The 22,659-nt window shown below is 36.8% G+C and carries 18 protein-coding genes; 14 read left to right on the top strand and 4 right to left on the bottom strand.

What is annotated here, in order from left to right; translation table 11 throughout:
- Positions 1-178: 178 nt before the first annotated feature.
- Positions 179-1,531, top strand: coding sequence for a hypothetical protein (locus ACFOW1_RS08025; protein WP_379013443.1), 1,353 nt, complete (start codon positions 179-181; stop codon positions 1,529-1,531).
- Entirely contained in the window at positions 1,516-2,883 is a 1,368-nt protein-coding gene (locus ACFOW1_RS08020; protein ID WP_379013442.1) for a hypothetical protein, read from the top strand. Before ACFOW1_RS08025 ends, ACFOW1_RS08020 begins: the two co-directional genes overlap by 16 nt.
- Before the next feature lie 141 nt (positions 2,884-3,024).
- On the opposite strand, the gene ACFOW1_RS08015 is transcribed toward ACFOW1_RS08020, so the two are convergent.
- Positions 3,025-4,872 (bottom strand): 2-oxoacid:acceptor oxidoreductase subunit alpha, encoded by a 1,848-nt coding sequence (locus tag ACFOW1_RS08015; protein WP_379013441.1) that lies wholly within the window; start codon positions 4,870-4,872, stop codon positions 3,025-3,027.
- A 197-nt stretch (positions 4,873-5,069) separates the two neighbouring features.
- Here ACFOW1_RS08015 and ACFOW1_RS08010 point away from each other — a divergent pair, with 197 nt between their 5' ends.
- The 12 genes from ACFOW1_RS08010 to fusA all read left to right on the top strand — a co-directional run bounded on the left by ACFOW1_RS08010 (position 5,070) and on the right by fusA (position 20,101).
- Positions 5,070-5,900, top strand: coding sequence for a polysaccharide deacetylase family protein (locus tag ACFOW1_RS08010; protein WP_379013439.1), 831 nt, complete (start codon positions 5,070-5,072; stop codon positions 5,898-5,900).
- An 81-nt stretch (positions 5,901-5,981) separates the two neighbouring features.
- On the top strand, positions 5,982-6,749 hold the full coding sequence (locus tag ACFOW1_RS08005) for a Bax inhibitor-1/YccA family protein (RefSeq protein WP_379013438.1): 768 nt from the start codon (positions 5,982-5,984) through the stop codon (positions 6,747-6,749).
- A 149-nt stretch (positions 6,750-6,898) separates the two neighbouring features.
- The gene (locus ACFOW1_RS08000) at positions 6,899-8,926 is read left to right on the top strand and encodes an alpha-ketoacid dehydrogenase subunit alpha/beta (RefSeq protein ID WP_379013436.1); all 2,028 of its coding nucleotides are present in this window, start codon (positions 6,899-6,901) and stop codon (positions 8,924-8,926) included.
- Between the two features lie 29 nt (positions 8,927-8,955).
- Positions 8,956-11,058, top strand: a complete 2,103-nt coding sequence (locus ACFOW1_RS07995) for a S41 family peptidase (RefSeq protein WP_379013435.1) — start codon at positions 8,956-8,958, stop codon at positions 11,056-11,058.
- 60 nt (positions 11,059-11,118) lie between these two features.
- Complete coding sequence (locus tag ACFOW1_RS07990; RefSeq protein WP_379013433.1) at positions 11,119-11,904, top strand: EI24 domain-containing protein; 786 nt, start codon at positions 11,119-11,121, stop codon at positions 11,902-11,904.
- A gap of 711 nt (positions 11,905-12,615) precedes the next feature.
- On the top strand, positions 12,616-13,431 hold the full coding sequence (locus tag ACFOW1_RS07985) for a hypothetical protein (RefSeq protein WP_379013432.1): 816 nt from the start codon (positions 12,616-12,618) through the stop codon (positions 13,429-13,431).
- Between the two features lie 131 nt (positions 13,432-13,562).
- Positions 13,563-13,790: a hypothetical protein gene (locus ACFOW1_RS07980; protein ID WP_379013430.1), complete on the top strand. Its 228-nt coding sequence runs from the start codon at positions 13,563-13,565 to the stop codon at positions 13,788-13,790.
- A 348-nt stretch (positions 13,791-14,138) separates the two neighbouring features.
- Positions 14,139-14,444: a hypothetical protein gene (locus ACFOW1_RS07975; RefSeq protein ID WP_379013429.1), complete on the top strand. Its 306-nt coding sequence runs from the start codon at positions 14,139-14,141 to the stop codon at positions 14,442-14,444.
- A gap of 311 nt (positions 14,445-14,755) precedes the next feature.
- Entirely contained in the window at positions 14,756-15,457 is a 702-nt protein-coding gene (locus tag ACFOW1_RS07970) for an SAM-dependent methyltransferase (RefSeq protein ID WP_379013427.1), read from the top strand.
- Positions 15,458-15,552: 95 nt separating this feature from the next.
- Entirely contained in the window at positions 15,553-16,551 is a 999-nt protein-coding gene (bioB, locus tag ACFOW1_RS07965; RefSeq protein ID WP_379013426.1) for a biotin synthase BioB, read from the top strand.
- A 74-nt stretch (positions 16,552-16,625) separates the two neighbouring features.
- Positions 16,626-17,564 (top strand): NAD(P)H-dependent flavin oxidoreductase, encoded by a 939-nt coding sequence (locus tag ACFOW1_RS07960; RefSeq protein ID WP_379013424.1) that lies wholly within the window; start codon positions 16,626-16,628, stop codon positions 17,562-17,564.
- Between the two features lie 386 nt (positions 17,565-17,950).
- Positions 17,951-20,101: an elongation factor G gene (gene fusA, locus ACFOW1_RS07955; protein WP_379013422.1), complete on the top strand. Its 2,151-nt coding sequence runs from the start codon at positions 17,951-17,953 to the stop codon at positions 20,099-20,101.
- Between the two features lie 133 nt (positions 20,102-20,234).
- On the opposite strand, the gene dnaJ is transcribed toward fusA, so the two are convergent.
- The 3 genes from dnaJ to rpsG form a co-directional block, all read right to left on the bottom strand.
- Complete coding sequence (gene dnaJ, locus ACFOW1_RS07950) at positions 20,235-21,398, bottom strand: molecular chaperone DnaJ (RefSeq protein ID WP_379013421.1); 1,164 nt, start codon at positions 21,396-21,398, stop codon at positions 20,235-20,237.
- Between the two features lie 25 nt (positions 21,399-21,423).
- Positions 21,424-22,080: a nucleotide exchange factor GrpE gene (locus ACFOW1_RS07945; protein ID WP_379013419.1), complete on the bottom strand. Its 657-nt coding sequence runs from the start codon at positions 22,078-22,080 to the stop codon at positions 21,424-21,426.
- A 107-nt stretch (positions 22,081-22,187) separates the two neighbouring features.
- On the bottom strand, positions 22,188-22,655 hold the full coding sequence (rpsG, locus tag ACFOW1_RS07940; protein ID WP_379013418.1) for a 30S ribosomal protein S7: 468 nt from the start codon (positions 22,653-22,655) through the stop codon (positions 22,188-22,190).
- Positions 22,656-22,659 lie beyond the last annotated feature (4 nt).

Here is a 22,659-nt window from a genome sequence, read left to right as displayed (position 1 = left end):
CAGTCTAACTTTAAACTTTATACTTATTTTATATGCCACATTGCCTATTATACGTTGATCCGGGAACAGGTAGTTTAATTTATCAAGGACTGCTATCTGCATTGGTTACTATTTCTGTTTTCTCAGGTAGAATTAAAGTTTTTTTTAAACAAAAATTTAATAAAGGTAAAGACGTATAATGCCTAGCGATTATAGTAATCAAGCAATTTCCTATAAAGATCCAGCTGGTTTCGTAAGAAAAAAAGACGGTATATTTTATAGATATATAAATCATTCATACGCCAACGAATATCTTCACTTAATAAACTCGGGTTTATACCAAAAGCTTATTAACGAGAAACTGCTTATTGAGCATTCAGAAGTTGAAAATACTGATGATTTTTACAAAGTGATTCTTCCAAAGCAGCTTTATTTTCTAAGCTATCCGCCTGAGTGGACATTCGTTCAGTGGCAAGAAATGTTGCATACTTTGCTCACAATCAATAGCATTGCTCTGCAACATGGTATGATTTTAAAAGATGCTAGTCCCTACAATTTTGCTTTTGTAGAAGGTAAATGTTTACTGCTAGATACCATATCTTTTCGTTTTTACAATAATGGCGAGCCTTGGTTTGCTTATCGTCAGTTTTGTGAAGAAGTGTTGGCACCAATGGCATTAATCTATTTTAAAAGTGCTTATTGGGCCAAACTCTCATTTTCTTCTGTAAGTGGCTTTCAATTGTCATTTGTGAGTAAGCAATTACCGCTTAAAACATGGTTCAATAGTACTTGTTTGTTACATATTCATTTACATTCAAAATTTGTATCTAATAAATCGGGTAATAAGGCTGTGTCTTATTTTAATACTGAGAAATTACTTAATCTATTTAATACAATCGATAAAAATGTTGCTGCATGGCAAAAGCCAATACAAGAACATAGTATTTGGGATAATTATTATAGCGAAAATATTGAAAGTTTTACTTATTTGCAAAATAAAGAAAATGTTATACGTGGATGGTTGCAACTTTTAAAACCCAGCTCAGTAGTAGATTTTGGGGCAAATACGGGTCGTTTCTCTACTATTGCCTCAGAATATTGCAATCATGTTGCGGCGGTTGAAAGTGATATTGCATGTATTGCAGATATCATCTCTCAAAAGCAAGATAATATAACCACTTTTGTAGCTGACATTACTGAACCAACACCCGGTTTAGGTTGGGATAATACCGAGAAAATACCACTTTTAGAAAGATTATCTGGCGAAATGATACTATTTCTAGCGGTAATACATCACATAGCTATTGCGAAAAATGTGCCCCTGCCGCTAATAGCAAGCCTTGCCAATAAATTAACTACAAATTATGTAATTACTGAGTTTGTGCCTAAATCTGATAATAAGGTAAAACAACTGTTACGTTCTAAAGAAGATTTTTTTTCTAACTATAGCGAAAATCATTTTATCAATTGTTTTAGTGAGTATTTTTCTTTAATAGAAGTCCACCAATGCGAAGACTCTGAACGAAAATTATTTTTATGGCAAAAGAAATAGCCACTTTTTTGCAAAAGCAAATCTATTTATATACTATCGGCATTGCATTTTTAGTTAATAGAACTGCACGTTTTTTACCTTCGTTTGATGGATGGCAGTTTTTATCCCTATTGGTTACGTTTTGTGCAATTAATTATATAACTATTTTCTTTGTTAGGAAAATGAAATGGATGAGGCTATCTTATGCTATATTTTCCCTATTTTATATTTGGTTGGTATTATTTTGGGGCGAAATGCTTAAAGTTTTCTTTGATAAAACATTTTTCGTATTGCAATTTAGATTTCTGTTATTTCTGCTTTTGGGGTTGCTACTTATATTTTTTGTAATCAAAAAAAGATTAAACCTTGAATGGCAATTAATAAATAAGATGATAAATGTATTCATTATTGCATTTATTTTTATTTCTATATCGAGCGGTATTGTAGATTATGTGTGGTATAGAAATCATTTGCATGTTTATGAAAATAAATCTTTACCAGCCATCAATAATCTGGGAAATAAAGACATTGTTTGGATTTTACTAGATGAACATGCAAGCCCTTCGTTTCTTCGCAATGATTTACATACCCATGAATTTTTAGCCGATTCTTTATCCCGTAAGGGCTTTTATGTATTTGATTCCTTGCCCTCAACAATGGACGCGACCATCTATTCGATAAATGCCATTTTTAATTTGGATGACAAAGCTATACCCGAGTCTCATATGAGTTTATTCGATTTCTTAAAAGAGAGCAAATGGATATATCAATTAAAAAAATTAGGATATAAAATCGATAATTTAGATTTTTTTGATATTGGAGACGAGCCAAAATCTGATTCTTTGAATATATTTTACAATACCTATTACGAACAAATATTTGATGCTACCACATTTCAGGATATTTTTGTTAAATTCAATCCCGTTCAGGCGCATATAAATGCTAATTGTAGAATATATAATGATCATATTTTGCAGAAATTTAAAAAAGATATCAATACAAGAGAAGCGCAACCCAAATTTACATGGGTACATTTATTAATGCCACATTATCCGTTTTTAAAAAATGAAAATGGGCTTGATAATCCGCCTGAAATAGTCAATTCAGTTAATTTACCAAATGATATAGTTAATCAATATTATGTAGGGTATCTTAAATACTGCGATAATGTAGCTTTGGCGATGTTAGAGACTATTCCAAACTGGCGAGATAAAATTGTTATTATTTCTGGTGATCATGGATTTAGAAATAGTCTTGCAGATAATGACCCTAGAAGATATGCCACATTTGCAGCTATTTATAGCAGCAAAATGGACAGCGTAGAGATGCAGCAAATTAAGTATCTACAACAAATACCTTTGAAAATTCACTAAAATAAAAAGGCGCTACCTTTTAGGTAATGCCTTCCAAAATTTTGAGCTTTACTAAATAATATAATATAAAGTTGCCCCTAGTTACACCAACTGTTTAAACAGTATGGCGACAGTGACAGATAATTTGCGCATCATTGCCACTTAAATCATTTTCAATACTTTTTCTATTAACTCGCCTTTGGTAATGGGTATACCCATTATTTTGTTATAGGCTTTTGCATCAACTAAATATTGGTCGCGAATAATTTTTACCAGCTGCCCATTATTAATTTCGGGAATTAATACATGGTCGAAATTCTTTATAATATCGCCTAAGTTTTTAGGAAATGGACGCATGTAACGAATATGTGCATGGCTTACCGTATGCCCCATCGCATTCAAATCTAGCACGGCACTTTTAATAGCGCCAAATGTGCTACCCCAGCCTAAAATCAAGACCTTTCCTTTTTCAGGACCGCACTCTATTTTTTGTTCAGGGATGAAGTTGGCAATTGCATCTACTTTAGCCTGACGAATCTTCACCATGTGTTGATGATTATCAGCGTCATAGCTAATATTACCAGTTATATCTTGTTTTTCTAATCCACCGATGCGGTGTTCAAAACCAGCCGTTCCCGGCACCGCCCAAGGGCGTACAAATTTCTCATCTCTTTTGTATGGTAAAAATTTGTTTTCGCCTTCGCTAAGCGTAGTTTTAAAACTTATTGCAATATTGGGCAAATCAGCAGATTGCGGGAAACGCCAAGGTTCTGCACCATTGGCTATATAGCCATCGCTTAATAAAATCACTGGTGTCATGTGTTGCAAGGCAATGCGCACTGCTTCAAACGCTACATCAAAGCAATCGCTTGGTGTGGCTGAAGCAATAATAGGCATCGGACATTCACCATTTCTACCATAATAAGCTTGCATTAAATCGCTTTGCTCGGTTTTGGTAGGTAGGCCAGTAGAAGGACCGCCGCGTTGAATATTTATAATTACTAATGGAATTTCAAGCATTACCGCAAGTCCCATTGCTTCGGTTTTTAATGCCATACCTGGCCCGCTTGTAGTGGTTACACCAATACTGCCTCCATAGCTAGCACCGATGGCCGATGTAATACCTGCTATTTCGTCTTCAGCCTGAAACGTACGAATACCAAAGCTTTTGTATTTACTTAATTCGTGTAAAATATCAGAAGCAGGTGTAATAGGATAGGTGCCTAAAAACATTGGTAAACCACTTTTTTCGGTAGCGGCAATTAAGCCATACGATAAAGCTTGGTTACCCATAATGCTCCGATATAAACCTGGTTTCATTTTGGCTTTTTCTACAGTGTATCTTGTAGTAAAAGCTTCTGTGGTATCGCCATAGTTATAACCAGCTTGTAATACCTTAATATTACTTTGTAAAATGGTTTCTTTTTTCCCAAATTTTTCTTCAAGAAAATCAATGGTATTATCTAATTTTCTATTATACATCCAATAGATAAAACCAAGCACGAACATATTTTTAGCACGGTCACGCTCTTTTGTGCCTAAATCGGTAAAGTCTTTTAACGCTTCACGGGTTAACTTGGTAACATCAATTTTTATTAATTCATAACTATCTAAGCTGCCATCTTCAAGCGGATTTACACCTTCTGGATAATTGGCTAAGCGTAAGTTTTTATTATCAAAACCTTCGATATTGGCAATAATTCTACCCCCAGGTTTTAAGCTTTTTAAATTTACCTTTAGCGCGGCAGCATTCATTATCACCAAAACATCGCAAATATCGCCAGGTGTAAATACTTGATTACTAGAAAAATGCACTTGAAAACCACTCACGCCTGGCACAGTACCTATTGGGGCACGTATTTCGGCAGGAAAATCTGGAAATGTAGCCAAATCAATCCCTAACAAAGCAGTATTGTTGGTGAATTGCTGACCCGTTAACTGCATTCCGTCGCCACTATCGCCTGCAAATTTTATTACAACGTCTTGTACAACTTCTTCGTGTGTGTTCATCCTAAAAATATGAGGTTCATGTATCAAGCATGACCGATTAAAAAAGTCTACTTTTAAATAAGTTGCGAAGTTAATAGTTGCTGCAATGTTATAAAAGCAATTTTCCACTTACGACAAATTAAATGCTTGTTAAGGTACATAATCATTAAACAATTACCATAATAGATAGCATATATTTGCAAACTAAGGTTAACAAAATGGGTACTATAAAATTGTATGCTACAAGCATTTTATTATTCGCAAGTTGGGTGATGAGTTGTCAGAATGCATCATTTTCTGCTGTAGCAAATGACGATAAAAAGCCAAAAAAAGCGTCTGTACCTATTGATAAATTTGCGAGGAAGGCATTTGTATACGACAGTACTAAAAATTACATCTATCTTACATTTGACGATGGGCCACAAAATGGAACGCAAGCTTGCTTCGATTTGTGTAAGCAGTTAGGTGTGAAAGCAACATTTTTTATGGTAGGCGAGCATGCAAGCAGCCCCAAAACAAAAGCCATTGTAGCTGGAATTAGAGAGGCTTATCCTAATTTTCTTTTGTGCAATCATAGCACCACTCATGCAAGTGGGCATTACAAATATTTTTACCATCACCCTGAAATGGCTGCCGAAGATTTCTACGCTGCGCAAAAATCATTAAACGTACCTTATAAAATTATTCGCTTGCCAGGCAACAGTGCATGGGTACTAAAAGATACCATCAAAGCATCGCATCTGGTTGATAGCACTTGCATTTTACTTAATAGTACCGGCTATAATGTAATAGGATGGGATGTAGAATGGAGCTTTAATCACAAAACAGAAAATCCAGTACAAAAGCCGCAACGAATGGTAGATATTGTAGACAGTGCCTTGGCAAAGCCTAGGCGCTTATTTGCCAAAAATCATGTGGTTATTTTATCGCATGATAGAATGTTTAGAAACCCTAGCTATACCGATAGCTTAGCCAAATTCATCACTATATTAAAGCAAAACCCAAAGAATGTGTTTGAAACAATAGACCATTATCCAGGTTTGAAGTGATACTTTAACAATGTAAAATTGGCATATTAAGTACTATTGGCTATAAATTTGTAATATTGATTGTATAAAAAACACACTACTATGGAACTTTTTAAATCAGGTAATCCTACATTAACACAAAAAATTTTCGATAAAAGCTACGCACACGAAGCAGCCATGCAAGGCACTATGAGCGTTCGTGGTACGATCAATAAGTTTGGCTTTTTATTATTAATGATTATCGGCGGTGCTTCATACACTTGGCATTTAAACGAATCATTGAGACAAAATGAAATGTACACTTTTACCATGATAGGTGCATTTGGGGGTATGATTTGCGCTTTTGCGATTATTTTTAAGAATAATTGGGCACAATATATTGCACCATTGTATGCTGTATTAGAAGGTCTATTTATTGGAGGCATTTCTGCTATTTTTAATGAGACATTTTCTAAAACCTATCCTGGATTGGTATTACAAGCGGTTGGTTTAACATTTGGTGTTGCTATTGCTATGTTTTTACTTTATAATTTCAGGGTCATTAAAGCTACTGAGAAGTTTAAGAGTGTTATTATCGCAGCAACGCTTGGTATTGCTATATTTTATGGCTTAACCATGTTGTTACGTTTATTTAATATTACCATTCCTTTTATGTATGATGGTAGTTTGTTAGGGGTTGGTATTAGCTTATTTGTAGTTGCAATTGCTGCTTTGAATTTAATTCTAGACTTTGATATGATAGAACAAGGTGCTGAACAAGGTGCTCCTAAATACATGGAATGGTACGGCGCATTCGGATTGATGGTTACCATCGTGTGGTTGTACATCGAAATTTTGAAGTTATTAAGTCGCTTCGCAAAAAGAAACTAATTTAATTGCACATAATAAATTTTCAAAGCCAGATTAAAGCCTTAATCTGGCTTTTTTTATGACAAATTATTGAGAAATTTTGGAAGGCTAGTAAGCGTAACACAAAATTCTATTATCTTACCCTCAATATATAAAAGCATCCAAACGCTATGTACATCAACCGTCTTGGCTTTTACAACGATGAACTTGTAAACCTTTATAAACACCTAGTACTACCTCGTATGATAGAGGAAAAAATGCTGGTACTATTAAGGCAAGGTAAAATAAGCAAGTGGTTTAGTGGTATAGGGCAAGAAGCCATAAGCGTGGGTGCTACATTGGCCATGCAAGATGATGAATGGATCATGCCTTTGCATCGAAATCTTGGCGTGTTTACCACAAGGCAAATGCCTTTGCACCAATTATTTAAGCAATGGCAGGGCCACCAAGATGGCTATAGCAAAGGGCGCGAACGTAGCTTTCATTTTGGTAATAAAGCACATCATATTTGTGGGATGATTTCGCACCTTGGTCCACAAATGGCAGTGGCTGATGGTGTGGCTTTGGCCTATCATTTAAAGCAACAACAAAAAATTGCGCTAGCATTTACAGGCGATGGCGGTACAAGTGAAGGCGACTTTCACGAAGCACTTAACCTTGCCGCAGTGTGGGATTTACCCATCATTTTTATTATTGAAAATAATGGCTATGGTTTAAGTACACCTGCTAACGAACAATATCGTTGCGAAAGATTGGTAGATAAAGCCAACGGTTATGGCATAATGGGGGCAAATATTAACGGGAATAATATTGTACAAGTGTACGATACGGTAAAGGCCGCAAGAGACTATTGTATTCGCAAACAAAAGCCCTATATTATAGAGTGCGAAACCTTTAGAATGCGTGGCCACGAAGAAGCAAGCGGTGTAAAATACGTGCCACAAGAACTACTAGAACAATGGAGCAAAAAAGACCCGATTAAAAATTTTGAACAGTTTTTAATTGCTGAAGAAGCCATTACTGAGATGGAAATTGCAGACATTAAACATGCTGCAAAAGCCTACATTGATAGTGAACTAAAATTGGCTGAAAATATGGTGCCTACAGTGGTAGATACAAACGCAGAACTGCGAGATGTATATGCTGATAGAATAGCTACTTATAGCTGGTTGAAGACGGTAAAAAACTATCAAAACCTACAAGATTTTACTAAAATAAATACGCAAGTAACTACAACAGAACTACGATTTGTAGATGCGATAAAGCAAGGCTTATTTCAATCGTTACAGAAATATAGAAACCTAGTTTTAATGGGGCAAGATATTGCCGAATACGGTGGCGTATTTAAAGTAACGGAAGGCTTTGTAGAGGTATTTGGCAAGCAACGTATTCGCAACACACCTTTGTGTGAAAGTGCCGTCATTGGTGCGGCTTTAGGCTTGTGTTTAGAAGGTATTAAAAGTGTGGTGGAAATGCAGTTTGCCGATTTTGTATCGGTAGGGTTTAACCAAATAGTCAACAACCTTGCTAAAATACATTACCGTTGGGGGCAACATGCCGACGTGGTAATACGTATGCCTACAGGCGCAGGCGTGGGTGCAGGGCCTTTTCATAGCCAAACCAATGAAGCTTGGTTTACACATGTGCCTGGCTTAAAAGTCGTGTATCCTTCCAATGCATTTGATGCAAAGGGCTTATTAATTGCTGCAATAAATGATCCTAATCCGGTATTGTTTTTTGAACACAAAGCACTCTATAGAAGTGTTTCAGACCAAGTGCCTGAGGCTTATTACGAAGTACCAATTGGCAAAGCCAACTTAGTAAAATCAGGCGATGACATAACCGTGATTACATACGGTGCCGGTGTCATTTGGGCTGCTGATTTTCAACAGCAACATCCTGCTATTAGCTTACATATATTGGACTTACGTAGCTTGCTACCATTAGATTACGATGCTATTAAAGCAGCAGTAGCGCAAACTGGTAAAGTACTATTACTGCACGAAGACACCTTGATTGGCGGTATTGCTGGCGAGATAAGTGCTTGGATAAGTGAACATTGTTTTACAATGCTTGATGCACCTATTGTGCGCTGCGCAAGCCTCGATACACCCATACCATTTAGCACACCATTAGAACAAAATTTTTTAGCCAAAGCAAGGCTCAAAGAAAGCATTGATAAGTTGCTTTCTTTTTAAATTTATTACACCATTACTATCTACTTTTTATGAGACTATTTCTAAGCTTTTTTCTGGTATGTTTCGGTATTTATACTGTATCTGCACAAGTACAAACGCCTTTACAAAAAGCGGTGAATGATGCCTACATAGTTACAAGAATGGCAGAGAAATTTCATGTGCAGCCAAAGCCACTTGACGATGCTTTTTCTGCTAGCATGTTTGCATTATTACTACAGAAATTAGACGATGAAAAAATCTATTTTACCCAACAAGACATTGCCGCATTAAGTAAATATCAGTTTCAGTTAGATGATTTGGTAAAAGCCAAGCAAGCTAGTTTTTTACAATTGCTTACATCGCTTTATAAACAGCGCATTCAGCAAGTAGATACCATGGTAGATAATATTTGTAAGCAACCTTTTAATGTCAATCTAAAGGAGCAATTAACGGTGGTAGAAGATACCACATATGCTAGCAATACTGCGGCGCAGCGATTAAAAATTTACAAGCTGATGAAGCTTGCTGTAGTACAAAATATCGCTTCTTATTTAGCCAACGCAAAACCTACGCTTAACCAAAAAAAGTTTACCGATAGTATAGAACCAATTTTGCGCCACAAGGTGCAAACGGCTGTGAAGCGCCCCATAAATAAGTTACTACTGCACCCCAATGATATTGATATAGAAATAGGCAATAGTTACTGCGAAGCCATTGCTGAATGTTACGATCCGCACTCAGCATATTTTTCACTAGATGCCAAGGCCGACTTTGAAAGTGAGTTGGGTAAAAAGCCTTCCCGCTTTGGCTTTGCGTTAAACGAAGATGAAGATGGCAAAGCCATTATTGCTGATCTAGCGCCTGGTAGTTCTGCCTATAAAAGTGGGCAATTAAACAAAGGTGATAAGATTACAGGTGTACAATGGGAAGGGCAGGAAAAAGTAGATGTATCGGATAAAGATGCGGCATTTGTGAATGATTTGTTCGACAATCATTCGCAAGACAATATGACCTTAACTGTTAAGAAAGCCGATGGTAGTACAAGGCAAGTAACACTACAAAGACAAGTGATAGATAATGGTGAAGAAGACGACAAAGTGAAGAGCTTTATTTTAAAAGGCGAGAAATCAATTGGCTATATTTCGCTACCTGCTTTTTATGAAGATTGGGAATACCAAACTAATGGTGTTAAAGGCTGCGCCAATGATGTAGCCAAAGAAATTCTAAAGCTTAAAAAAGAAAATATTCAGGGCTTAATTATTGATGTGCGCTACAATGGTGGTGGCTCTTTGCAAGAAGCTGTAGACCTTGCTGGTATTTTTATAGATGCGGGTCCTGTGGGGCAAATGAAAGATAAAGCGGGTAAAATATATACGCTTAAAGACATGAACCGTGGTACTATTTTCGACGGACCTTTGGCTATTATGGTAAATGGTTATAGCGCTTCTGCTTCTGAAATGCTAGCAGGTACTTTGCAAGACTATAATAGGGCGGTTATTGTTGGTGCGCCCACATTTGGCAAAGCCACTGCACAGGCGGTATTGCCGATGGATACGACGATTAACCTTGAAGAAAGTAACAGAAACAAACGCGCTGATAGTTACATAAAACTTACCATGAACAGGCTGTACCGTGTAAATGGTACTACTGCACAAGCCACAGGTGTCATCCCCGATGTACTATTGCCGGATGTATTGAGCGCCAGAGCCAAAAGAGAAGCCGATGAAAAGCAAGCATTAATTGTGCAGCCCATTGATGCCAATAAATATTATAAGCCCAATGCACCGCTTAACATTGCTGCATTAAAAGCGGCCGCAGCTACTGAGGTGGCTAACTCAAAAGCCTTTGCAGATATCATTAGCCGCAGGCAAAAAATTGAAGCCAATAAGCAACCTAAAGACCAATCATTGTTACTAGCAGATGCAATTCAACAGCGTAAAAACAATGCCAACCTTGATGATGACGATGAGGAAGACGAAATGTCTAAAAAAGACAGCACAAAAGCGCCTTTCACTATCGTTAACCATAGTTTTGAAACCAAGCGTTTAGATGCTGATAGCAATCAAAAAACCATGAATGACGGTTGGAAAGACTATTTACTAGCCGATCCTTATTTGCAAACAACCTATAAACTGCTATTGTTGATGAAGTAACATACAAGCCATCTTATGCTGCTAATACAGTAACTTGCGCTTGCTAAATACCCCCAACAAGTGCTCAAAGAAATTATCATTGCTATACAAGCCTATTTTAAGGCACATCAATTTATACAAAAACATAAACTCTGGAAATGGATTTTAATTCCGGGCATTATTTATACCATTTTGTTCATGGTAAGCATGTATTATTTTGGTAAAACCAGCAACAATTTTATCGAATTTTTAAGCCTAAAAACAGGCCTTAAAGTATGGCTCGATAAAATTAACAGTGGCTTTCTTGGCTTTCTGTTTACCCTTGGCAGCCTTATTTTATGGGTAGCCATGATGTTGTTTTATTTCTCATTGTTCAAGTATTTGTTTCTCATTGTAGGCTCGCCAGTATTTGCTTTTTTAAGCGAAAAAACCGAAGCCATTTTAGAAGGTAAATCTTACCCATTTAGTTTTTTACAACTCACGCAAGACATCATTCGTGGTATACGCATTGCTGGCCGAAACGCCTTGTGGCAAACGGTGTACAGTTTTTCTATTTTAATTGTTAGCATTATACCCGTTGCTGGCTGGCTAATGCCGGTAATGGCGCTATTGGTAGAGTGCTATTACTACGGTTTCTCAATGCTAGATTATAGCATGGAGCGCAACAAAAAATCAGCCGCCGAAAGCATTGCCTACGTGGGCTCACACAAAGGCCTAGCCATCGGCAATGGCTTGGTATTTTACATGATGCATTTTGTGCCATTTATTGGTTGGGTGTTGGCGCCAGCCTATTCGGTAATAGCCGCTACGTTAAGCATTATTGCTGTAAAAGAAAAGCAAGTGGTTTATGTTAACCAGCCGAAGTAGTACTATGTAGCTTCGGTTGTGTCACTCACTTGTACGTACTGTTCGCTGTGGGGCTTTATCGTAGCGTAGAAGTGTTCCACAAATCAACCAATTGGGCAACGCACCAAAAACTATCAGCTAAAGATAAACCTTCTCGCCTTTGATTGGCACTCAAAACAATTCGTAAGGCAAAATTTCTAAAGTGTATTCTCATTTTTCTTCATGCTTACCCAAGTTTAGGACTTAGACACTTAATGGGATACTTCCGTTACCGCACTTTAATAGTTGCGTGCTGCACTTTTGTAAGTTGTCACTCCACTTTTGCAGTTGGTCACCGTACTTTTACAATCGGTCGCTGCAAAGTTGAAGTTAATCGCTGCAAAGTTGAAGCTGGTCGCAGCAAAGTTGAAGTTGGTCGCCGTAATCTTTTATCACTTTGTCTTGACTCATTTTGAAAATTGTTATTCAAAATGTGACAAGTTTCTTTTATGAGATGATAGCGCTAATCTTTACAAAATATCTTTGCCTTAAGTACTAGTGGTACTCTAGGACAATTACTACAGCAAGGACACTTACTTTATTACCTGGAGAATTATAGATTTAAAGAGGGTTGTGGTCAAGCAGAGGAAGTGAAGAAAAAATAACAATACCACTGTTTAAACACTTGTGTTATATGATATATATTTGGTTTGTTAGTGCATTTTTTAATAGCTTAAATGTAAATAAAACCCTATGGCAATAAGAAATTTATTATTGTTGGTTTTCTTAGTTCTTGTATCATGTGGTAGAAAAACTAAAGCTAAGGATATAAGAACGAAAACTTATAGACTAAAAAATGACACAGCAGTTTCAAAAACTGTAGAATCTAGTTTAAATAATACATTTGTAAAAAATCCAATTGATACTTGCCAGTACTTAAACTTGCCATATTTTGACACATCTATGGACCACTCAGGGGCTCAAGGTTATATTGACACTTTTACTATCAATAATCATAAATTTAGAATCATTCATCAAGACACATTGTTTGACGGCACTGTTGAAAAGTATCAAAACGGACACTGGTTTGAAACAATGGAATTTGAAAATTTAGGTAATCATAATGATTACGATATTTCATTAGATTTAGATGGTGATGGATTTAGGGATTTAATTTTTTATTGGAAATGGAATGGTGAGGTTCATTTTTTTAATCCAATTAAAAATGAGTTTAGCGACACTGCTAATTGTATTATTGAGAGAGACTGGACGCTTATTGATACATCGAAACATATATTTTATGAAAATCAATTTGGTAAGTTGATACATAGTCCTGCTTATTCTAATCTATTTATCTTAAAGGATGCGAAAAGAATTGACATTGCAACACTAGAAATTTCCTACAATCCAAATGATGATGACCAAAATATTATAGGAGGAAAGCTATACTCTAATAACTATAAGACCGCCATTGAAAATATTATTCCTAAAAATAAAACTAGTGTGACAGATTTTAATTACGAAAAATTTTGGCGAGATAGATATCTCAAATTGATAGGTAGCCGATAATATGGCATTATTAAAGCTAGTCTGAAGCCAATACTAAATCGTTATTAAATATTCTAATTGCGGTTTTGATGCGAGGTAGGCGCTCATTCTAAATAAGCATGTAATGCATAAAAATACAATTACCCAATATCATGACCATCATTAAAAATAACCATCAAAAATTGGTACAATTACAAATTGCATTTTGGCTAAACTTAGCCATGTGTGTATTTACATTTTCGAATGCGTTTAAATCATTTGATACAAATATTTTGTGGAAAGAAATAGCTTCTTCAGTTGCATTCATTATCTTTTTAATTACTTCAATTGTGATTTTAAGAAAAATGAGACAACAAAAATTGGTTTCAGAAAAAATGTAAGGCTAATAAAATCCTCTGCGGTAGCTTTAGTCATTAAGAAACATCTGAGTGTTAAGCAATAATAGTACTTGACCACAAGTTTACGGCTTGGACACTTACTTTATTACCCGAAGAATTATAGATTTGAAAAGTGGTGGAGCTGGTAAACCAAAGAAATAAAGAAATAATAAGCATTTCAACACTTTCTCGCTGTTCTATTTGTTAATGTAGCACCTTGAAAGCTAAATAATTAAGATTTTCAACTCGTGCATTTGTAGTGTAGTAAATGAAATCTGTGTTATTTATTAGCTGGCTGATTTAGCTATTAAGTTTTAAAGAGTACATTGTTGCCACAATAAAAATAAACTCATGCAAACAGAAAACACACCCGAAACACCAGTACCAATGCCAGAAACACAAGATAGCATAATAGATACTGCTAAAGAAAAAGTTGCGGATTTAAAAGACATAGCAGAAGAAAAATTTGAAGAAGCTAAAGAAAAAGCAACAGAACTTCAAGAAGCTGCTGCTGAGAATATTGCCCATTTACAAGAAGTAGCAAGCGAGAAATTTGAAGAAGCAAAAGCTATTGCTGCAGAAAAAATGGACGAAGCAACTACTGGCGCAAAAACCTTACTACAAAATATAGCAGGTATTTTTACTGGTAAAAAATAATTAGCAATAAAACTAATTGCAGTGCTAATTTTTGGCTGTTTCAACTACTTGAAACAGCCAATTTATTTTAGAGCTGGTTTGCTTATTCAAGTTGTTTATCTGTTGTTATACACTTTTTACGGCTCTAATGTCTTCCTTACACAACTTAAAACATGCTATTCAAGATTAGTGCAGTGCATCTTGATTGCTAGATAATTAAGATTTCAAATCCGCTATCACAAAAATTGTCGCATTTGTTGCCAAACATTCATGTAATTCGTAGAATCATTTCGTGCCGATAGCTATCGGCACGTGTAAATAAAAATTAAAAAATGGCTTTAGGAACTGTTTATTTAATACCAACTTTTTTGCACGAAGACGCGCTAGAGGTATTGCCTGCTTATCTGCTAGATGCCGTTAAAAACTGCTCGGTTTTTTTTGTAGAAAACGAGAAAGCGGCGCGCAGGTATTTAAAAAAACTATGGCGAGAAATGGTAATAGACGACCAACAATGGTTTGCCATACACAAGGCAGAAACTGAGGTGCAGCAGGCATTTAAGCAATTATTATTACAAGGCAAAAATATTGCCATTATTAGCGATGCGGGCTGCCCAGGTGTGGCCGATCCGGGGCAAATATTGGTAAACGTGGCGCAGCAAAGTGGTGCGGTGGTAAAGCCATTGGTAGGTCCTAGTTCTATTTTACTGGCATTAATGGCTAGCGGAATGAATGGGCAACAATTTCAGTTTAACGGCTATTTACCCATAGATAATTTGGATAGAAAAAATGCCATTAAAAACCTAGAAAATTATTCAGCTAAAAATAATTGTACTCAAATTTTTATAGAAACGCCCTACCGTAACAATCAGTTAATTAAAGAACTATTAGCTGCTTGCAAAGACACGACACAGCTATGCATAGCGGTAGATATTACAGCGCCATCAGAATGGATAAAAACCAAAACCGTTGCCCAATGGAAAAAAGAAACTGTTGATATTCATAAGCGGTTAGCTATTTTTTTACTAATGGCTTAGTTGTTTTTCTAAATGCGCTTTTACTAGAATAATCATGTAAATCATTCCTATCATTTTAATCAGTGGTATATATTTGCGTTTCAACAGTCACTTTAATGATGCAAGACATTCGCAATAATTGGTCACTTCAAGAAATTCATGATATCTACAACACACCGTTGCTAGAATTGGTGTTTAAGGCAGCTACTTTACACAGACAATACAACGATACGGCAGAAGTACAAGTGTGTACCTTATTGAGTATAAAAACGGGTGGGTGCAGCGAAGATTGTTCCTATTGCCCACAAGCAGCCCGCTACAACACGGGGGTAGATGTACAGGCACTAATGAAAAAAGAAGACGTATTACAATATGCCCAAAAAGCCAAAGAAGCTGGTAGTACACGCTTTTGCATGGGCGCGGCTTGGCGTGAAGTGCGTGACAATCGCGATTTTGACCGTGTGCTAGATATGGTAAAAGGCGTTAATGAATTAGGCATGGAAGTTTGTTGCACTTTGGGCATGCTTACCGAAAGTCAGGCAGAAAGACTAGCAGAAGCTGGTTTGTATGCTTATAACCACAACTTAGATACAAGTAAAGAACATTATAGCGAAATTATTACCACACGTACTTACGATGACCGTTTACAAACATTAGACAATGTACGCAAAGCTGGCGTTACTGTTTGTTGCGGTGGTATTATTGGCTTAGGCGAAACACATGAAGATAGGATTAGAATGTTGCATACATTAAGCAATATGCCAGAACATCCTGAAAGTGTGCCTATCAATGCATTGGTTGCTATAAAAGGTACGCCACTTGAAAATAACGAAAAAGTGGTGGTTTGGGATATGATTCGTATGATAGCAACTGCACGTATTTTAATGCCCAAAACCATGGTGCGCTTAAGTGCCGGTAGAACCGATATGAGTATAAGCGAACAAGCGATGTGTTTTATGGCTGGCGCTAATTCAATTTTTGCTGGTGATAAATTATTAACTACACCAAACCCGAGCTTTGATGAAGATAATGCCATGTTTGAACTACTCGGTTTAAAACCAAGAAAGGCATTTAAAGAAGAAAAACAATACCTCAGTGAAATGGTAGAAGCGTAGTCCTGAAAAAATAGAACATGCCAGCAAGATTAGCAATATTTTATCCTTTATGGTTTAACTAAATGCGGGATGATATGACTAATAGAATTACTACTTTGTTCAATATTCAATTGCCCATCATTCAAGCTGGTATGGTATGGGCTAGTGGCTGGAAACTGGCAAGTGCTGTAAGCAATGCTGGCGGCTTAGGTTTGATAGGTGCAGGCAGTATGCACCCCGGAGTATTACAAGAACATATTACTAAATGCAAAGCCGCCACTAATAAGCCTTTTGGTGTAAACTTACCGTTGCTGTATCCTGAAATAGATAAACATATTGAGATAATTATAGCTGAAAAAGTACCTATTATATTTACAAGTGCTGGCGACCCAAAAACGTATACTGCCAAGCTAAAAGCGCATGGCATTACAGTAGTGCATGTAGTGGGCAGTAGCAAGTTTGCAATAAAAGCCCAAGCGGCTGGCTGCGATGCTGTTGTGGCAGAAGGCTTTGAAGCAGGTGGCCACAATGGTAGAGAAGAAACAACAACAATGGTGTTGGTACCTGCTGTATCAAAAGCTGTTAGTATTCCTGTAATTGCTGCCGGTGGTATTGCTACTGGCAGACAAATGCTTGCAGCAATGGCATTAGGCGCAGAAGCGGTACAAATTGGTAGTCGCTTTGTATGTACACCGGAAGCGTCCTCACACATTGCATTTAAACAAGCGGTGATAAAAGCAGAAGAAGGAGACACTTATTTACAAATGAAACGCTTAGTTCCTGTGAGATTATTGCGAAATCAGTTTTCTGAAGAGATGAAATTTGGCGAAGAACATGGTATAAGTGTTAATTATATGAAACATAAGCTTGGTAAGGGCAGGGCTAAGCGAGGCATGTTTGAAGGCGATTTAGTAGAAGGCGAATTGGAAATTGGGCAAGTGAGTGCTTTAATAACATCTATTAAGCCAGCTTCAGAAATTGTGCAAGAAATTTGGAATGAATACAATGAAGTGAAGCGTAAATTGTACGAGTAGGATATTTGCGAAACTATAAACATCAAATCGGTTCCTTATACGATTGATTGGCAAATAACCTGATATTTATAGTATGTAATATTAAATAATTATATAAATCTGCTCTAAAAAAGTATATAAATACTTAAACTTTAAATCATTACACAAGTTGAACACACTTTTTATTTCAGTAAGATTTGAAGAACTATTTGCGTTATAATTAAAAAATAGTTACCTAGTTTTTCAATAAGGTAAACCCTTACCTTTGCGGCTCGAAAAAATTGGGTGTTCTTTGTTGCATTGAATTGTTACAGTACAAGTGTGCGACGCAACAGGCGATACAACAGAGGGCTAAAAGCTGGTTTCACGAAAACAAAAAAATCATACAAACAAAATAACAAAGCGTTATGGCTGACTTAAAATTTCAGAGAAACTTTGGTATTGCCGCTCACATTGATGCTGGTAAAACCACTACTACCGAGCGTATTTTACGCTATACCGGTATGATCCACAAGATTGGTGAGGTGCACGATGGTGCTGCTACCACTGACTGGATGGAGCAAGAAAAAGAACGTGGTATTACTATTACATCTGCGGCGGTTAGCTGTCAGTGGAATTTTCCTACCAATAAAGGTGTTAAAACAGCAGAAACTAAACCTTATTCTTTTAATATTATTGATACCCCCGGTCACGTAGATTTCACTGTAGAGGTAGAACGTAGTATGCGTGTATTGGATGGTTTGATTGCCTTGTTTAGCGCGGTGGATGGTGTTGAGCCGCAATCTGAAACTGTATGGCGCCAAGCAAACCGTTACAAGGTTCCACGTATTGGTTTCGTAAATAAAATGGATAGAAGTGGTGCTGATTTCTTGATGGTGGTAAACCAAGTTAAAGAAATGTTGGGTGCTAAAGCTGTACCATTACAATTGCCAATTGGTGCTGAAGACGATTTTAAAGGTGTGGTAGATTTGATTAAAATGAAAGGTATCATCTGGCATATGGAAACAGAAGGTATGACTTTTGACGAGATTGATGTACCTGCTGATATGGTAGACGAAGCAAATGAGTGGAGAGCTAGTTTAGTTGAAGCTGTTGCTGAATATGATGATACTTTGATGGAGAAATTCTTCGAAGATCCAAATAGCATTACTGAAGATGAAATGCATGAAGCGATTCGTAAAGCTTGTATCGATTTAAGTATCGTTCCAATGATGTGCGGTTCTTCATTTAAAAATAAAGGGGTACAAACTGCTTTAGATGCCGTATGTCGTTACTTGCCTAGTCCTGTTGATATTGAAGATACTGTAGGTACCAACCCTGATACTGGTTTACAAGAAACGCGTAAAGCGGATGCAAAAGCACCTTTCTCTGCTTTGGCGTTCAAAATTATGACCGATCCTTTTGTAGGTCGTTTGGCATTCTTCCGTTGCTACTCTGGTCACTTAGATGCTGGTTCTTATGTGTTAAATGTAAGAAGTGGTAAAAAAGAGCGTATTAGCCGTATTATGAAAATGTTTGCTAATAAGCAAAATCCTATCGACTTTATTGAAGCTGGTGATATTGCTGCTGCAGTTGGTTTTAAAGAAATTAAAACAGGTGATACATTATGTGATGAAAATCACCCAATTGCACTTGAAAATATGTTTATTCCAGAACCAGTTATCTCTGTAGCTGTTGAGCCTAAAACACAAGCAGACGTAGATAAAATGGGTATGGCTATTGCTAAATTGGTTGAAGAAGATCCTACATTGCGTGTAAACACTGATGAAGATTCTGGTCAAACCATTTTAAGTGGTATGGGAGAATTACACCTTGAAATTATTGTAGACCGTATGCGTCGCGAATTTAAGGTAGAAGTAAACCAAGGTAACCCACAAGTTGCTTATAAAGAATCATTTGCGAATACTGTTACACACCGTGAGGTGTTGAAAAAACAATCTGGTGGTCGTGGTAAATTCGCTGATATTCAATTCGAGATTGGGCCTGCTGATGAAGATTGGATTAAAGAAAATCCAGGTAAAAACTTCCAATTTGTGAACGCATTATTTGGTGGTTCTATCCCTAAAGAATTTGTTCCTGCCATCCAAAAAGGCTTTGAGTCTGCAATGACAACAGGTGTTTTAGCTGGTTATCCAGTGGTAAGCATGAGAGTAAAAGTATTCGACGGTAGCTTCCACCAAGTGGATAGTGATGCGATGAGCTTTGAATTATGTGCAAAATCTGGTTACCGTGAAGCAGGTAGAAAAGCAAAGCCAACTTTGCTTGAGCCAATCATGAAAGTGGAGGTTGTTACGCCAGACCAATACATGGGTGATGTTACTGGTGACTTAAACCGTCGTCGTGGTATGATGGAGGGTATGGATAGCCGTGGTAATGCACAGGTTATTAAAGCTAAAGTTCCATTAAGCGAAATGTTTGGTTATGTAACACAATTACGCTCATTGTCTTCTGGCCGTGCTGCAAGTACAATGGAATTTAGCCACTACAACCCAGCACCAAACAATATAGCTGAGGAAGTTATTGCTAAAAGTAAAGGCAAAGTAAAAGTTGAAGATTAATTCTCAACGTATTAATAAAGCTAAAATCCCTGTTCAGTTTTTGAATGGGGATTTTTTGGTCTTCTCAATTTTTTGGAAACATTCCTATAGATAGTAATTAAATAAAAATCCCCGAATTATCGGGGATTTTTATTTAATTAAATGCTTCTTTTACTCTTTCAAAAAAGCTCTTGTTATTTTTATCAGGCTTTGGTTTAAAGTTATTGCTGTTATTCAATTTCTCTAAAATTGCCTTCTCTTCGCCTGTTAAGTCTTGAGGCGTCCATACGTTTACATACACCAATTGATCGCCTTTGGCGTAGCCTTGTACTTCAGGAAAGCCTTTGCCTTTTAAACGGAAAATCTTTCCACTTTGCGTACCTGCAGGAATTTTGATTTTCGCTCTTCCATCGATAGTTGGTACTTCTACATTGGTACCAAAAGCCGCATCCGGGAAAGAAATATGCAAATCATAAGCCACATTCAATCCATCTCGTACGAGTTCAGCATGCGCTTCTTCTTCAATTTGAATAATTAAATCACCAGCCATACCACCTCTTTCGCCAGCATTCCCCTTGCCACTCATACTCAGTTGCATACCTTCTTGAACACCAGCAGGAATGTCTATGCTAATAGTTTCCTCGCCAAATACCCTTCCTTCGCCTCTACAACTACCGCATTTGGCGGTTACTATTTGTCCCTCACCATTACAAGTAGGACAGGTGGTTACGGTCTGCATTTGTCCTAAAAAGGTGTTAGTAACGCGTTTTACTTGACCGTTACCGCCGCAAGTTTGGCAGGTTTGTACGCTATTCTTGTCCTTTGCACCGCTACCAGCACAAGTTGTACAAATAACATTCTTTTTAACTTTTACATTTTTGGTGACGCCTTTTGCAATTTCTTCAAAAGTTAACTTCATTTTTATGCGAAGATTGCTGCCTCGCTGACCTCTTTGCCTGCCACCACCACCTCGGCTGCGGCCACCGCCGCCACCAAAAAAACTTCCAAACCCTTCATCTCCAAAAATATCACCAAATTGACTAAAAATATCGTCCATATTAGGTGCACCGCTTCTGCCGCCGCCCATACCAGGTCCAAAAGCCTGATGACCAAATCGGTCATATTTCGCTTTTTTATCAGCATCGCTAAGTACTTCGTAAGCTTCGGCGGCTTCCTTAAACTTCTCTTCTGCTGCTTTATCACCTGGATTTCTATCTGGGTGGTATTGCATAGCAGTTTTACGGTATGCTTTTTTTATTTCATCCGCTGAAGCGCTTTTGTTGACGCCTAATATTTCGTAAAAATCTCTTTTCGACATACTATAATAATCTACTTTAACTTATTTACTTACCTACAACCACTTTAGCAAAACGAATAATCTTATCATTTAAATAATAGCCTTTGGTTACCTCGTCTAATACTTTACCTTTTAAAGCTTCTGTAGGAGCAGGAATTTCGGTAATGGCCTCGTGTTTTTCAACATCAAACTCTGTATTAATACTGTCCATTACCTTAACACCTTTTGACTGTAAGGTGCTACGTATTTTATTAAATACCAGCTGGATACCCTCTTTCTGTAACTCGATGTTATCGCTTGTTTGTAATTGTTTTTCCGCACGGTCACAATCATCTAAAACATCTAATAAACTAATGACTACATCTTTACCTGCAGTTTGAATGGTTTCTAATCTTTCTTTCGCTGTTCTACGTCGGAAATTATCAAACTCAGCCATTAAGCGTAAATACTTGTCTTTCTGTTCATTAATCTCGTCTTGTAATTTTTGTATCTGATTTTCTTCTTCAACAGGTTCGTTTAAATGTGTAGAACCTGCTGCATTTTCGTCAGCATTAATATTCAGCGTGTCGTTAAATGTGTCGTTCTGCGTGTTTAAGTCTTTTTCTTCCATATTTTTCTGTTGTTGCTTATAGTGTTCAATTTTTTTGCCACGAGTAAAAAAGGGAAAATTTGGCAGTCTTTTAATAAATGGGTTTAGTTTCATAATTGCATACCAATTGATTATTAGGTTGAAAGTATGGATATTTACTGCCATTAGTGTAAAAAAAAACCTCGAAATATTTCGAGGTTTTGTATAATAAAATAAAGTAATTAAACTTTGAAGTGGGAAAAAGCTTTGTTAGCTTCTGCCATACGGTGGATATCTTCTTTCTTTTTGAAAGCAGCACCTTCACCTTTACTAGCTGCTATAATTTCATTCGCTAGTTTATCTGCCATGGTACGGCCATTTCTTTCACGACTATAACGGATTAACCATTTGATACTCAAAGATATTTTTCTATCAGCACGTACTTCTGATGGAATTTGAAAAGTAGAACCACCAATTCTGCGGCTTCTAACTTCTACAGCTGGCGTTACATTTGATAATGCTTTTTTCCAAACTTCGTATCCGTCTTCATTAGTAATTTTAGAGACTTTATCTACTGCATCATAAAAAATAGTGATGGCAGTACTTTTTTTACCTTCCCACATTAAATTATTAATGAAGCGTGTTACCAATTTATCGTTAAAACGACCGTCTGGTGCTAAAGGTAATTTTTTGGCTTGTGCTTTACGCATGGCT

Origin of the sequence: Parasediminibacterium paludis, assembly GCF_042651445.1 — a bacterium.
GTDB lineage: Bacteria > Bacteroidota > Bacteroidia > Chitinophagales > Chitinophagaceae > Parasediminibacterium > Parasediminibacterium paludis.
This window is presented reverse-complemented; position numbering and strand designations above follow the sequence as displayed.

Coding starts and splice junctions, on each gene's coding strand:
- ACFOW1_RS07960 (WP_379013424.1), top strand. CDS start 16,626: ATGACTAATAGAATTACTACTTTGTTCAATATTCAATTGCCCATCATT.
- ACFOW1_RS08015 (WP_379013441.1), bottom strand. CDS start 4,872: ATGAACACACACGAAGAAGTTGTACAAGACGTTGTAATAAAATTTGCA.
- ACFOW1_RS07995 (WP_379013435.1), top strand. CDS start 8,956: ATGAGACTATTTCTAAGCTTTTTTCTGGTATGTTTCGGTATTTATACT.
- ACFOW1_RS08000 (WP_379013436.1), top strand. CDS start 6,899: ATGTACATCAACCGTCTTGGCTTTTACAACGATGAACTTGTAAACCTT.
- ACFOW1_RS07970 (WP_379013427.1), top strand. CDS start 14,756: ATGGCTTTAGGAACTGTTTATTTAATACCAACTTTTTTGCACGAAGAC.
- bioB (WP_379013426.1), top strand. CDS start 15,553: ATGATGCAAGACATTCGCAATAATTGGTCACTTCAAGAAATTCATGAT.
- ACFOW1_RS08020 (WP_379013442.1), top strand. CDS start 1,516: ATGGCAAAAGAAATAGCCACTTTTTTGCAAAAGCAAATCTATTTATAT.
- ACFOW1_RS08010 (WP_379013439.1), top strand. CDS start 5,070: ATGGGTACTATAAAATTGTATGCTACAAGCATTTTATTATTCGCAAGT.
- ACFOW1_RS07945 (WP_379013419.1), bottom strand. CDS start 22,080: ATGAAACTAAACCCATTTATTAAAAGACTGCCAAATTTTCCCTTTTTT.
- rpsG (WP_379013418.1), bottom strand. CDS start 22,655: ATGCGTAAAGCACAAGCCAAAAAATTACCTTTAGCACCAGACGGTCGT.
- fusA (WP_379013422.1), top strand. CDS start 17,951: ATGGCTGACTTAAAATTTCAGAGAAACTTTGGTATTGCCGCTCACATT.
- dnaJ (WP_379013421.1), bottom strand. CDS start 21,398: ATGTCGAAAAGAGATTTTTACGAAATATTAGGCGTCAACAAAAGCGCT.
- ACFOW1_RS08025 (WP_379013443.1), top strand. CDS start 179: ATGCCTAGCGATTATAGTAATCAAGCAATTTCCTATAAAGATCCAGCT.
- ACFOW1_RS07985 (WP_379013432.1), top strand. CDS start 12,616: ATGGCAATAAGAAATTTATTATTGTTGGTTTTCTTAGTTCTTGTATCA.
- ACFOW1_RS07975 (WP_379013429.1), top strand. CDS start 14,139: ATGCAAACAGAAAACACACCCGAAACACCAGTACCAATGCCAGAAACA.
- ACFOW1_RS08005 (WP_379013438.1), top strand. CDS start 5,982: ATGGAACTTTTTAAATCAGGTAATCCTACATTAACACAAAAAATTTTC.
- ACFOW1_RS07980 (WP_379013430.1), top strand. CDS start 13,563: ATGACCATCATTAAAAATAACCATCAAAAATTGGTACAATTACAAATT.